Raw genomic sequence first — 13,000 nt, 5'->3', positions numbered from 1 at the left:
GGGAAACTCATGCCGTCGTAGCCTGCGACCTCGGGCGCCCAGCGACTGAGGAAACACTGAAAGGAACAGCAAAATGGCCATGGACGCGGTGGAAATCGAGCGCCTGATCCGGGACGGCATCCCCGGCGCCGATGTGCGTATCGAGGATCTGCGGGGCGATGGCGACCACTACGCCGCCTATGTCACCGCGGCGGCCTTCAAGGGCAAGAGCCGGGTGGCCCAGCACCAGATGGTGTATGCGGCCCTGGGTGGCCGGATGGGCAACGAACTTCACGCGCTGGCGTTGACCACGGCGGCCACGCAGGACTGATCCGCGAACTTTGCGGAGCGGTGCGCCGGCTATTCCCTCTGGACAGACGGACGGCGCGCGCTCATTTATGGCGGGTGAAAGTTGTTGAGTGAACTGGTTCGCCGCGAGCGCTACCATGGACACCGGCGACACCGGGCGGCAGACTTGCCCGGTTTGGGTTAGACCGCTGGCCACCGCCCCCACGGGCGTGGCATGGCACCAGAGGATCGATCGTACATGGACAAGACCGTCGAAGAGCGCATCCGCCGCGACATCACCGAGAACGACGTCGTGCTCTATATGAAGGGCACCCCCGTTTTCCCGCAGTGCGGCTTCTCCGCCGCCGTCGTGCAGGTGCTGAGCCACCTGGGCGTGAAGTTCAAGGGCATCGACATCCTGGTCGACCCGGCCTTGCGCCAGGGCATCAAGGAATTCACCAACTGGCCGACCATCCCGCAGCTGTATGTGAAGGGTGAGTTCGTCGGCGGCTGCGACATCATCCGCGACATGTATGAGTCGGGTGAACTGGTGCAGTTGCTGGCCGAAAAGGGCGTCGCCGCCCAGGCCGCCGCGTAAGCATCCGGCATCCGGATTGACGAAGGGCCGCCCCGGGAGACCGGGCGCGGCCCTTTTTCGTGTTTCCGAAAACGTGACGCGCCTGGCGTGAAACGGCGGGGTCACGGCCCCAAGGCGGCAGCGCCATCCGGCGATCCGCCCTGGATGCTCAAGAGGTCAATGAAACACCAGATAGATGATGATCAGGACGGGCAGCGGAACCCCCAACAGCCATAATAGTCCGTATCGCATCGCCGTACCCTCCTCGCTTCTCAGACATGCCGCCTCAAATTCTTGAGACGGGGCCCGCTTGACTGGGACCTACGGCAATAAAAGCGGCGGGGGCACGGTTTTGTTCCGCCGCCATGGCGACACCTGCAGTCAGGGGGCCGAAAAACGGTACCGGAACAAACGATAGGGCGGGATCGTTCCAATGCCGTCCGGTCCCTGACATCCCGTCCCTGACCGCCCGCCTTATTCCTGGAGACACCGATGGCGAAGAACGCCTGGATGCGCAACGGCCTCAACAGTTGGTTCCTGGGCATGGAGGCGATGCAGGTCATCACCCTGCGCACCATGAAGTTGGCCGCCGGGGGCGCCGACGCGCGGACGGAGGCACAGCGCATGGTCAGCGAGAAGATCGCCGCCGGCGTGGACCTCCAGATGCGGGCCATGACCGGCGGGCTGGGCCTGACGGCCGATGGGGCCACGGCCAAGGTCCTGGCGCATTACCGCCGCAAGGTCCGCGCCAACCGTCGGCGCCTGGGCAATACCGGCGGCTGACGCCGGCGGGGAGCGTCAGCCGCCCGACGAGGGCTTCCGCCTTCCCGGCTATAGCTGAGTCTTTCCGCGAGCGGCTTCACGCCCAAAGGCGGTGCCGCCTTCGCCCGATCTCTAGGGGCGCCGCATCCGACCCCACATCTTGCCCGCCTGGCGCAGGATGCTGTACCAGCGCTCCCGCACCTGCCACAGCGGGGACGGTCGGCTGGGCGCCTCCAAATACCCCAGGGACAACAGCGTGGGCTCGATCAGGCGCAGCACTTCACGCCGCTGCCGGCGACGCTGGTGGTGCTTGCCGATGGCGCCGCGCCGCACGGTGGCCGACCGGGCCGTCAGCGCCGCCTCCACCGGGGCCAAGCTCAGGAAGCCCAGGATACGGCGGGAGACGGGAATGAAATCCTGGCACAGATCCTCATACCGCACCTCCAGGCAGCGGCCGTGCAGCATGGCGCCGTAGCTGCGCCCCACCTCCACCGCGTTCATCCAATGCAAGGCGTTGTAAATGTGCGGCCGGCGGACATAGGCGCGGTTGGTGAGGGACAGGCCGCGCCAACCCTGGATATCGCCGTTATTGAAGTAAACCTTACGCCAGAAGCGGGCCTGCGGCGGAACATGGTCGCTGAAGGCCACGTCCTGGCCATCCCGCAACAGGTGGATGAAACGCGCCTGGGGAAAGACCGCGGCGATGATGGGAATGATGTAGGTGGTCTCACACAGCTTCCAGCCCCAGGGCGAGCGCCCGTCATAGCCGGTGAGATGCTCCATCAGGGCGGTGACGAACAAGGCCTCCAGGTCGGTGGGCCATTCCTGGTCCCATAACGTCTGGTAATTCGGATAGTAATCCTCCACCAACCGCTCGATCAGCGGCAGGATGGCCATGGCGTCATTGGATTCATTCAGCTTGCCGCCGATGAACACGCCCTGATCGGCCAGCATCTGGGCCAGCAGGCGGCTTCCGGAGTGCGACTTATTGTAGATCACGACCGGCGGCGGCAGGTCGGCAAAGCGGCGCCGCAACCGATCGATGGTGCCGCCGCCCGCGCCAACCGGCCGGAGGCGGGCCGGCGCCACGGCACCCGCCCGATTTTCACTGCCCCAATTCTTGGCGTAAGCTTTCGACAAGACGTTGTCCCCATCGTAGTGATTGGGCAAACGACCCCGTTCCCGGAAAAGTCCAGGCCGCGATGCGTCCACAAGTCACAGGGCTAATTTGTGACCTTCCTGTTACGATGGGAGACTAAAAATCCTTCTTATACTTAAGGCAGAATTTTCAGATTCTGTGACGCATAGGGCTATCCTAAACGGTCTATTGAGGTCATAGAGAAGAGGCATATCTTTAGGGCGTTTGTTTGCATTTCTTCGATAATTACACCCATGGTTTATAGACCTCGGCAATCTGGACCCATTTAACAACCTTGGCGCGCAATCCCCCGCCGCCGCCGCCCCACCGCCGCCTCCCGGGCGCAAACGCCGCGCGACAAAAAGTCGTGCGCTTGGGCCCAGCCCGCCAATCTCCCCCCGGCGCCGGGCGATCGTCCCCTGATGTGTATCAACGCGGCCCCCACCAACAGGCGTACCTTGAGACGTGCGCCCATAAACCCTGCCCTTTGGGGGGCCCATGACGCCGACACCAACGGCTTCGGCCGCACCACCCGCCACCGGCCCGACGGAGGCCGCCGATATCCCGGCGGGCCTGACCGACGCCGAGGCGGCGTCGCGCCTGGCGACGGAGGGGCCCAACGAACTGCCCCGCCCCGATCGGCGTTCCCTGCTGCGCATCATCCTGGACACCCTGCGCGAACCGATGTTCGGCCTGCTGGTGGCGGCCGGCCTGATCTACCTTCTCCTGGGTGATCGCAACGAGGCCCTGCTGTTGCTGGTCTTCGCCTGCGCCTCCGTCGCCCTCGCCGTCGGCCAGGAGAGCCGCAGCGAAAAGGTGCTGGACGCCCTGCGCACCCTGACCAGCCCCCGCGCCCAGGTCGTGCGCGGCGGGCGGCGCCAGCGCATCGCCGGCCGCGAGGTGGTGCGGGGCGACATCCTGTTCCTGCGCGAGGGGGATCGCGTTCCCGCCGACACGCGCCTGCTGTCCGCCCAAGACCTGCAAGCCGATGAATCCCTGCTGACCGGGGAGTCGGCCCCGGTGCGCAAACGCGCGGCGGCGGCCGTGGCCGCCGACATCCGCCCCGGGGGCGACGACCTGCCCATCGCCTTTTCCGGAACCCTGGTGGTGCGTGGCCAGGGATATGGCGAGGTCACGGCCACGGGATCGCGGAGCGAGATCGGCAAGATCGGCGTGGCCCTGGGCGGCATCGCGCAGGGCCCCAGCCGGCTGACGCTGCAGACCCGGCGCCTGGTTCGCAGCGCGGCCGTCATCGCCATCGTCCTCAGCTGCGTCGTCACCCTGCTGTACGGCCTGGCCCGGGGAACCTGGCTGGACGGCGTCCTGGCCGGCCTGGCCCTCAGCATGGCGATGATGCCGGAGGAATTCCCCCTGGTCCTGACCATCTTCATGGTCATGGGGGCCTGGCGCCTGTCGCGGGTGCGGGTGTTGACCCGGCGGGCCGCGGCCATCGAATCCCTGGGGGCCGCCACGGTGCTGTGCACCGACAAGACCGGCACCCTGACCCAGAACCGCATGGCGGTCGCGGATCTGCGGGGACGGGACGCCCTGACGATCCCCCAGTCGCCTGGCGATGGGCACCGCCTGCCGGCCCCCTTGGCGGCCCCCTTGGCGGACCTGGCCTATCATGGTCTGCTGGCCAGCGCGCCGGACCCTTTCGACCCCATGGACCAGGCCTTCCACGACCTGGCCAAGGCCGCAGCACTCGAAATCCCCGCCGGCGGAACCCTGGTGCGCCAGTATGGCCTGGACCCCAGCCTGCTGGCGGTGTCACAGGTGTGGGCCCGTCCCGGGGGCGACCGCCTGGTGGCGGCCAAGGGTGCGCCCGAGGCCATCCTGGACCTGTGCCACGCCGACCCCGCCACCCGGCGCGCGGCGCTGGCGGCGGTGGACGGGATGGCGGCGCAGGGCATGCGCATCCTGGGGGTGGCGGGGGCGCCCCTGGACGACGGCCCCCTTCCGTCTTCCCAGCGCGACTTTCCCCACCGTTTCCTGGGTCTGGTCGGCCTGTCGGATCCCTTGCGGCCGGAGGTCGCCGCCGCGGTGGAGGAATGCCGGGCCGCCGGCATCCGCGTGGTGATGGTGACGGGCGACTATCCGGCCACCGCCCGCGCCATCGCCACCCAGGCCGGACTGTCGGCGGGCGAGCTGCTGACGGGCGACGCCCTGGCGCGGCTGACCCCGGCGGAGTTGGCGGCACGGGTGGGCAGCATCGCCATTTTCGCCCGCACCCTGCCGGAACAGAAGCTGCGCATCGTCGACGCGCTGAAGGCGGGGGGGGACATCGTCGCCATGACCGGCGACGGCGTCAACGACGCCCCCGCGCTGAAGGCCGCCGACATCGGCATCGCCATGGGCGGCCGCGGCACCGACGTGGCGCGGGAGGCCGCCGCCATCGTCCTGCTGGACGACGATTTCGGCTCCATCGTCCACACCATGCGCCTGGGCCGGCGCATCCATGACAATCTGCGCAAGGCCATGGGCTACATCATCGCCGTCCATGTGCCCATCGCCGGCCTCGCCCTGCTGCCCCTCCTGTTCGGACTGCCGCCGGTGCTGGGGCCGGTGCACATCGCCTTCCTGGAAATGGTCATCGACCCCGTCTGCTCCGTCGTGTTCGAGGCGGAGCCGGCGGAGGCGGACATCATGCGGCGCGCGCCCCGCCCGCCGGACGCGCCCCTGTTCTCGCTGGCCCTGGTGGGCTGGAGCCTGCTGCAGGGGGTGGTGGCGCTGGCCGTCGTGGCCACGTTGTTCATGGGGGGCCTGGCGCGCGGCATGCCGGCGGACGAGGCGCGGGCCTTGGCCTATGTGGCGCTGGTCCTGGTGAACCTGGGGCTGGTGCTGGTCAACCGCACCTTCACCCCCTCCCCCCTCGCCGCCCTGCTGCGGCCCAACCGCGCGTTTTGGGTGGTGGGGGCGGTGGCGGGCGGAATCCTGCTCCTGACCCTGGTCTGGCCGCCGGCGGCGGAACTGTTCAAGTTCGGCCCCCTACATGCCGACGACCTGACGGTGACCGCCGCGGCCACCGTCGGCGTCGTCATGCTGCTGGAATTGTTGAAACCCCTGTGGGCGGGCCGGCTGCGCGCCTGACCGCCCCCACAATAGGCTCTGGCAAAATGAACCACTCCCTTCCCGCCACGACGTACAGCCCAGTCATGAAAGGGTTCCACTGGGCCACCGTCCTGCTGCTGATCGTGCAGTACGCCCTGGGCTGGACCATGCCGGACATCCGGCGCGGCATGCAGCCGGAAAGCCTGATGAACCTGCACATGTCCTTCGGCGTGGTCATCGGCCTGCTGATCCTGGCCCGGGCCGCCTGGCGCGTGCTGACGCCGCAGCCGGCCCCGGACACGACCTTGCCCGCCTGGCAGCGCAAGGCGGCGGCGGCGGTGCATGGGCTGCTGTATCTGCTGGTCCTGGTGCTGGTGTTCACCGGCTGGGCCTACGCCTCGCAGCGTGGCTGGACCGTCACCCTGTTCGGCGCCATCCCCCTGCCCGCCCTGTTCGAAACCGGCTCCCCCACCGGCCATGCGGTGGGCGAACTGCATGAGGGCCTGGTGACGGTGCTGCTGCTGGTGGTGGGCGCCCATGTGCTGGGGGCGCTGGCCCATCTGGTGTTGTGGCACGACGGGGTGATGCAGCGGATGCTGCCGCGCGTCGGCCAGGGCCGCTGACACTAGCGGCATTTGATCGTGACCGCTCAAACGCCCCCTCAAACGCCGGGCGCCGCCATCCGGCGGCTTGGCTGATCCTCGATTCCCAGTCCGCCTTCGGCTCCCCGGAAATCTCCGGCGCCCGCAGTCGCGGGCTACAGCGGCACGAGTCAGACTCTCGTGCCGCCGGTATGACGCCAACCCGGCCGCCGGGGAGGAGCCGTCGGGCGCCCCAGGGCGAAACAGGATGGCGGATGCGCATAAGGAAAAGGCCGCGTCCCGAGGGGCGCGGCCTGATCCTTTCGGCTCCCGGAGGAACCCGACCCGTGATTAGCGCGAGTAGTACTCGACCACCAGGTTCGGTTCCATGGTCACCGGGTACGGCACGTCGGCCAGGTTCGGGGCACGGACGAAGGTGCCCTTCAGCGCGCCGGTGTCGACCTGCACGTACTCCGGCGTGTCGCGCTCACCCGAGGCCACGGCCTCCAGGATAAGGGCGAACTGCTTGGCCTTCTGGCGAACCTCGATGACGTCGCCATCCTTCACGCGGTAGGAGGCGATGTTCAGGCGCTTGCCGTTGACCAGGATGTGGCCGTGGTTGATGATCTGGCGGGCCGAGAACGGGGTCGGCGCGAACTTCATGCGGTAGACCACGGCGTCCAGGCGACGCTCCAGCAGCTGGATCAGGTTCTCGCCGGTGTCGCCACGACGACGGACGGCTTCCTGATAGATGCGGCGGAACTGACGCTCGCCGATGTTGGCGTAGTAGCCCTTCAGCTTCTGCTTGGCCATCAGCTGCAGGCCGAAGTCGGACGGCTTCTTGCGGCGCTGGCCATGCTGGCCGGGGCCGTATTCGCGGCGGTTGACCGGGCTCTTGGCACGGCCCCACAGGTTGACGCCAAGACGGCGGTCAATCTTGTACTTGGACTGGATACGCCTGCTCATCTCTCAAGCTCCAAATGCCGCTGTCGCGGCTTGTTGTCCCGGTAGTTCCATGACGCCCCGGCCCAGTTTCCTGGCACGGGACCCATGGACGGGGATAGGGGGAGAGATCCCCCCAGACCCACCTTCCCGGGAAGTGAAGGCCGGCACTATAAGCGGCGCGGAAGCGAAGTCAACGGAAAGTCCCACCGTCCGCCGTCGCCGGCCGCAGGTGGCCCATGCGGCCGGCGACGGTTCGGCAAACCACGCGCAGCAGGGCAAGAGGGCTTGCACCGGACCTTGGGTCCGGTTTTACGCTGACCTCATGGATCAGAGAAAGCCCCCTGCCGCCGGCCTCGGGCCCGGCGATGTCGCCACCAAGCTGGGCATCACGCCCAAGGCGCTGCGCGTCTATGAGCGGGCCGGCTTGCTGACGCCCGAGCGGCGGGCGGGCGGCTGGCGCCGCTACAGCAATGAGGACGTGGCACGGCTACACCAGATCCTGGCGCTGAAAGGCCTGGGCCTGTCGCTGCGCCAGATCGGCGACGTGCTGGCCGGTGATGGCGCCGGGCTGGCCCAGACGCTGAGCCTGCAAAGTCACCATCTGGAAAAGCAGATCGCCGCCCTCGGCCAACGGCTGGAAGCGGTGACGCATGCCCGCCGGCGCCTGGCGGCGGGGGAGAGCCTGTCCCTGGACGAACTGATCGGTCTGGCCCGCCAGGCCGCCGCACCCCAGGCGCCGCTGACGCCGGAGGAGGTGCGCCATCACTTGATAGAGCGGGCGCGGGAGCGGGGCCTGGACCAGGAACTGGCGGCGATGCGCAACGCGGTCGCCGATCGCCTGCGCGGCAGGGGCCGGGACATCGATGATATCCGCGCCGACGTCGCGCACCTGCTGAGCGAGGCCGACCGCCTGGCCCGCGATGGTCACGCCGCCGGATCTCCCGCCGCCCAGTCCCTGGCCCACCGTTGGCAGGTTCTGGTGTCGCCCCTGCTTCCCGCCGCCGGAGAGGGGGAACCCGTCCCTTTCGGCGCGGGTCTGCGCCAGCTGGCCGTCGACCTTCATGATGGCCCGATCCTGTCCCCCGGCTTTTCCCTCTTGATCAAAGCACTGACGCCTCCCGGAGACCACGCATGACCAGGCCCGCCATCCTGCCACCCGCCCTGCTCTATGCCGTGGCCTATCTGTTGGCCAGCGGCTGGGACCTGTGGACCACCATGCTGGCGCTGCGGGCGGGCGCCGGCGTCCATGAGGGCAACGTCTTCACCCTGGCGGATGTCGGCTATTCCTTGGGCCGGGCGGGGGCCATCACCCTGATGGGCGGCCTGGCGCAACTGGCACTGTTCGTCTTCGGCGTGCGCAACGTCACCCGCATCGCCCCCCTCTGGCTGGATCGCCCCCTGGCGTCCTTCCGCCGCCCCTACCTGAACCCATGGTCGCGTCGCCATATCGACCGCTCGCCCCTGCACGCCCTCAGCTACGCCCTGGCCTTCATCAGCCTGCGCCTGCTGGCCGCCGGCAACAACTGGATCCTGGCGGAGGGTGGCACCGGCCCCCTGGGCTTGTTGGTGACATGGGCCACCCGGCTCACCACCCCCTTGATCGGGTTCGCCCTCAGCATGGGCGGCCTTTACCTGCTATTGGCCCTGGCCCTGTCGCCCCTGGCGGCGGGCCTGGCACGGTGGCTGATGAACGATCCGGCGTTACCGTCCGTCCCCTTGCCGCGCGCCCGCAACGCTGGGTGAGCGGCGGGGCGCGGGATTGCGGAAGCCGCCCAAGCTGGGCCAATCTGACCTCTCCACCGCCCAGGGGGATGAGGACATGACCGCCAATCGCTTCACCGCCCTGCGCTGCCAGGTCAAGGGGGTGGAGGCCGTGGAGGCGGAAACGGCACGGACCTTCGACCGCCATATCCATGAGCAGTTCGGCATCGGCCTGATCGCCCGGGGCGCGCAACGCTCGGCCAGCGGTCGCGGGCCGGTGGAGGCGGTGGCCGGCGACGTCATCACCGTCAATCCCGGCGAGGTCCATGACGGCGCGCCCGTCGGCGACGGTGGCCGCGCCTGGCGCATGCTGTATCTCGCCCCGGCCGTCATCGACCGGGCGGCGGCCGATATCAGCGACGGCCGCCGCGGCGGGGCCAGCGTCGAATTCACCCATCCCGCCCTGCGGGACGCCCGCCTGGCCTCGGGCTTCCAGGCCCTGTTTACGGCGGCGACCAGCGGCCAGCCCCTCGACGCATTGCTGTTGCCCCTGCTGGCCGGCCTCCTGGCGATCCGCCCCCGGAGCGCGGCCCCCCTTGCCGCTGGCATCGCCGTGGCGCGGCAACGGATGGACGACGACCCCGCCGCCGTGCTGACCCTGGAGGTTCTGGCGCGGGACGCCGGCCTCGGCCGCTACCAATTCCTGCGCGGCTTCGCCCGCGCCACGGGTCTGACCCCGCACGCCTATCTCCTGCAGCGTCGCGTCAACCTGGCGCGCCGCCTGGTCGCCGATGGGGTGCCGCTGGCGGAGGCGGCGGTCGCCAGCGGCTTCTCCGACCAGAGCCACATGACCCGGCTGTTCGTGCGCACATTCGGCATGGGCCCCGGCGCCTACGCCCAGGCGGTGCGCTGATCCCCCCCGCCGGGAGCGGTCCGTCCTGCAATTTCATTCAAGACGTCCGCCCGGCGGCGATGGCACGGAAAGGGGACCCTTCGTCCCACCCGGAGCATGCCATGACCCCCGAATTCCTGATCACCTCCGTCATTGTCGCCGCCTCCCCCGGCACGGGGGCCGTCCTCACCCTGACGGCCGGCCTGTCACGCGGAACCCGGGGCGCCGTCGTCGCCGCCTGCGGCTGCACCCTGGGCATCGTGCCCCACATGCTGGCGGCGATCACCGGCCTGGCGGCGCTGCTGCACACCAGCGCCCTGGGCTTCGAGGCGGTCAAGTACGCGGGCGTCGCCTACCTGCTCTACATGGCGTGGAAGACGCTGCAGGACGACGGCCCGCTGGCGCTCGACACGCGGGACGCGCCCCGTTCCAACGGAGCGACGATCCGGCACGCGGTGCTGGTGAACCTGCTGAACCCCAAGCTCTCCATCTTCTTCTTCGCCTTCCTGCCCCAGTTCGTCAGCCGAGACGACGAACACGCCGCCTGGCACATGACGGTGCTGTCGCTGGTCTTCATGGCGGTGACCCTGGCGGTTTTCCTGGTCTACGGCGTCTTCGCCGCCAGCGTCCGCCATCATGTCCTGTCCCGCCCCGGCGTGTTGACCTGGATGCGCCGGGGCTTCGCCGCCGCCTTCATCGGGCTGGGCCTGAAGCTGGCCTATACCCAGCGGTAGGGCGCCTCACGCGGCGGCGGCCACCGCCGCCACCCGCCGCGCCGCGTCCAGAATGACGCCCGGCTCGGTCCGCGCCAGCCAGTCGGGCGTGACGTCGACGAAACGCACGACGCCGGCGCGGTCCAGCAGGATGACCGTCGGCATGGGCAGGTCCCAGGTGCCGGTGCCCGTCACCTCCCCCAGGTGGGAGCCCTTGGCTAGGCTGGCGGCCTGAGTGGCGGCGTTGGCGGTGAAGACGATGCCCAGGCGGTGGCCCAGGGCATTGTCCTTGTCGCTGGCCACGGCGAAGCCCAGATCGTGGCGGCGCTTGATCTCCACCAGCCTGTCGGCCGGCTGCGGGCTGACGGCCACCAGTTGAACGCCCAGATCGCGCAAGCCCGGCCAGAGGTGGCGCTGGTAATAGGGCAGCGCGATGTTACAGGCGGGACAGCCGGCGAAGCGGAAGAACACCAGCGCCACCGGCCCCCGGGCCAGCAGGGCATCCAGGTCCAGCGCCCCGCCCTCCACATCCGCCAGCACCACATCGGTCAGCCGATCACCCACCTGGACGAAGGCGGCACGGTCCGCCGTCTCCACCAGCTCGCGCCGCTGGTCGATGTTGAGCTGCAACTGCGCCGGATCCATGGTCGCCACCCGGTGGGCGTGCAGGTCGGCGTACAGCTGGCCCAGGCTGGGCTCGGCCGTGGCGGCAGAGGGGGCGACAGAGGCGGCGGCGGAGGGGACGGACGGCTGGCTCATGCTCTGGGGCTCCCAGGGTTTGAAGGGTTGCCGCTACTCTGCCAGCGCCCACGCCCCGAAAAACCCGAGTAATCCTTGAGAGGCTTATTGGCCGGCGTGAAGTCCACGCACGCCTACCGCGCTTGGGCGTCGGCCTGCCGCCGGCGGACTTCGTTCAGCTCCAGCTGCGCCAGCCCGTTGCCGGGAAGAACCTCCAAACAGCGCCGATACGTGGCTTCCGCCTCGTCCAACCGCCCCAGCGCGAGATAGGCGCCGCCCAGGCCATTGAAAGCATCGGCAGCTTCCAACGCCCTCTCCCTCGGCGGTGACAGGTCAAACGACGCCACTGCCGCCTGATAGGCCTCCAGCGCCTTCGGCAGCTTCTTCAGCGCCGTGTACAGGGCCCCCAACTGGATCAGCACCGCCGTATTGGCCGGCGCGAGGATGCGGGCGCGCAGCAGGCCGGCCTCGGCCTTGGCCGGATCGCCCAGGATCATCAACTCGCGGGCCCGGTAGACGTAGGCGACGACCAAGCCCGCTTCCACCACCCGGGCTGATCGCTTGTGGACCAAGGCGTCCTGCATGTAGCGGGTCGCCTCCGCCATGGTCCGGGCGCAATAGAGCGGTTCCTTGATGGCCGCATAGCGGACCTCATACGCGGCGACGATCGGATCGAAATAACCGTCAACCGCCCGGCGCGCGTCGCCCGCCCGCACCGCCAGCAACGCCTCCGTCATGGCCTTGCTCAACACCGGATCGGGGGAAAGGTCGGCGGTGGGCAGGGGCCCCGCGATTGGCCCAACGCCCGTTCCGGCCGGTCCCGCACAGGCCGTGCAGACCAGAAGCGCGACAGCCAGGATAGTGGGGCGAAGCCACACCCGCATGCCGGCCCCCTACCGGACCTGGGCCTGCTTAGCCCGTTGCTGCGCGATATAGTTCAGCTCGCTCTGGGCATAGGTGTCCTGGGGATTCTTTTCCAGGCATTGCTTATAGATGGTCTCGGCCTCATCCAACTTGCCGGTCTCGGAATAGACGAAAGCGATGCCATGCAAGGCCGCGGTCTCGTCCTTATCCTTGAGCTGGGGCAGGGCAAACGCCGCGACATGTTCCTTGGCTGCCTGATAGGTCTCCAGCGCCAGCGGCCAGTTCTTCTCGCCTTTGTAGATGTTGGCCAGTTCGTTCAGGAAATGGGGATTGTAGGGCGACAGGTCGCGCGCCTTTTCCAGGGCGGCCTTGGCGCTCGCCGTATCCCGCAACTCCACCAGGGCATAGCCTTTCATGAAGTAAGCCACCGCCCAGGTGGGGGCCAGCGCCTTGGCCGCCTGCTTCTGGCTGGCCGCCAGCATCATATAGGCCAAGGTCTCCGCCATCCCGTTAGCGCAATAGAGCTTTTCCTTGCTATCCTGGTAGCGCGCCTCATAGGTGGCGATGATCTTGTCATAGGTCTCGATCGCCTGCCGCGGCTGGCCGGACCGCATCAACTGCGCCCCTTCCCCCAGCAGCCGCAGCATGGCTTCGTCCTCGGCCTTCTCCGCCGCCACCTTGGGATCGGCGGGCGGCGAACTGGCGGCAGGCTGCCCTGCCCCTGGATCCTGGGCCCATCCCGGATGCGCCAACAGCAACAGTCCGGACATC

14 protein-coding genes are annotated in these 13,000 nt (G+C 68.7%); 9 read left to right on the top strand and 5 right to left on the bottom strand.

What is annotated here, in order from left to right; translation table 11 throughout:
• The first annotated feature begins 73 nt into the window (after nt 1-73).
• The 3 genes from FHS74_RS03175 (at nt 74) to FHS74_RS03165 (ending at nt 1,627) form a co-directional block, all read left to right on the top strand.
• On the top strand, nt 74-310 hold the full coding sequence (locus FHS74_RS03175; protein ID WP_184797414.1) for a BolA family protein: 237 nt from the start codon (nt 74-76) through the stop codon (nt 308-310).
• Between the two features lie 216 nt (nt 311-526).
• Nucleotides 527-865, top strand: a complete 339-nt coding sequence (gene grxD / locus FHS74_RS03170; RefSeq protein WP_004272927.1) for a Grx4 family monothiol glutaredoxin — start codon at nt 527-529, stop codon at nt 863-865.
• A gap of 471 nt (nt 866-1,336) precedes the next feature.
• Nucleotides 1,337-1,627 (top strand): hypothetical protein, encoded by a 291-nt coding sequence (locus tag FHS74_RS03165; RefSeq protein WP_184797412.1) that lies wholly within the window; start codon nt 1,337-1,339, stop codon nt 1,625-1,627.
• 111 nt (nt 1,628-1,738) lie between these two features.
• Here the strand turns inward: FHS74_RS03165 and FHS74_RS03160 are convergent, their stop codons facing one another.
• A complete protein-coding gene (locus FHS74_RS03160; RefSeq protein WP_184797410.1) occupies nt 1,739-2,746 on the bottom strand; it encodes a sulfotransferase family protein in 1,008 nt (335 codons plus the stop codon).
• Nucleotides 2,747-3,242: 496 nt separating this feature from the next.
• Here FHS74_RS03160 and FHS74_RS03155 point away from each other — a divergent pair, with 496 nt between their 5' ends.
• Nucleotides 3,243-5,834 carry a cation-translocating P-type ATPase gene (locus FHS74_RS03155; RefSeq protein ID WP_184797408.1) on the top strand — a complete coding sequence of 864 codons (2,592 nt, stop codon included), beginning with the start codon at nt 3,243-3,245 and terminating at the stop codon, nt 5,832-5,834.
• A 26-nt stretch (nt 5,835-5,860) separates the two neighbouring features.
• Nucleotides 5,861-6,418, top strand: coding sequence for a cytochrome b (locus tag FHS74_RS03150; RefSeq protein ID WP_184797406.1), 558 nt, complete (start codon nt 5,861-5,863; stop codon nt 6,416-6,418).
• A 309-nt stretch (nt 6,419-6,727) separates the two neighbouring features.
• Here the strand turns inward: FHS74_RS03150 and rpsD are convergent, their stop codons facing one another.
• Complete coding sequence (rpsD, locus tag FHS74_RS03145; protein ID WP_184797404.1) at nt 6,728-7,342, bottom strand: 30S ribosomal protein S4; 615 nt, start codon at nt 7,340-7,342, stop codon at nt 6,728-6,730.
• A gap of 301 nt (nt 7,343-7,643) precedes the next feature.
• On the opposite strand from rpsD, the gene FHS74_RS03140 reads away from it, so the two are divergent.
• The 4 genes from FHS74_RS03140 (at nt 7,644) to FHS74_RS03125 (ending at nt 10,648) form a co-directional block, all read left to right on the top strand.
• Nucleotides 7,644-8,456, top strand: coding sequence for a MerR family transcriptional regulator (locus FHS74_RS03140; RefSeq protein WP_184797402.1), 813 nt, complete (start codon nt 7,644-7,646; stop codon nt 8,454-8,456).
• A complete protein-coding gene (locus tag FHS74_RS03135) occupies nt 8,453-9,064 on the top strand; it encodes a hypothetical protein (protein ID WP_184797400.1) in 612 nt (203 codons plus the stop codon). Before FHS74_RS03140 ends, FHS74_RS03135 begins: the two co-directional genes overlap by 4 nt.
• Before the next feature lie 16 nt (nt 9,065-9,080).
• Nucleotides 9,081-9,935, top strand: a complete 855-nt coding sequence (locus FHS74_RS03130; protein WP_246462890.1) for an AraC family transcriptional regulator — start codon at nt 9,081-9,083, stop codon at nt 9,933-9,935.
• Nucleotides 9,936-10,036: 101 nt separating this feature from the next.
• The gene (locus tag FHS74_RS03125; protein ID WP_184797398.1) at nt 10,037-10,648 is read left to right on the top strand and encodes a LysE family translocator; all 612 of its coding nucleotides are present in this window, start codon (nt 10,037-10,039) and stop codon (nt 10,646-10,648) included.
• A gap of 6 nt (nt 10,649-10,654) precedes the next feature.
• On the opposite strand, the gene FHS74_RS03120 is transcribed toward FHS74_RS03125, so the two are convergent.
• The 3 genes from FHS74_RS03120 to FHS74_RS03110 form a co-directional block, all read right to left on the bottom strand.
• Complete coding sequence (locus tag FHS74_RS03120; RefSeq protein WP_184797396.1) at nt 10,655-11,386, bottom strand: peroxiredoxin-like family protein; 732 nt, start codon at nt 11,384-11,386, stop codon at nt 10,655-10,657.
• 113 nt (nt 11,387-11,499) lie between these two features.
• Entirely contained in the window at nt 11,500-12,249 is a 750-nt protein-coding gene (locus tag FHS74_RS03115) for a tetratricopeptide repeat protein (RefSeq protein ID WP_184797393.1), read from the bottom strand.
• A 9-nt stretch (nt 12,250-12,258) separates the two neighbouring features.
• A complete protein-coding gene (locus FHS74_RS03110; protein WP_184797391.1) occupies nt 12,259-12,999 on the bottom strand; it encodes a tetratricopeptide repeat protein in 741 nt (246 codons plus the stop codon).
• Nucleotide 13,000: the final 1 nt, after the last annotated feature.

Origin of the sequence: Nitrospirillum iridis (assembly GCF_014205765.1) — a bacterium.
Taxonomy (GTDB): domain Bacteria; phylum Pseudomonadota; class Alphaproteobacteria; order Azospirillales; family Azospirillaceae; genus Nitrospirillum; species Nitrospirillum iridis.
Note: the sequence above shows the minus strand (reverse complement) of the source record. Positions and strands in the feature narration are given on the sequence as shown.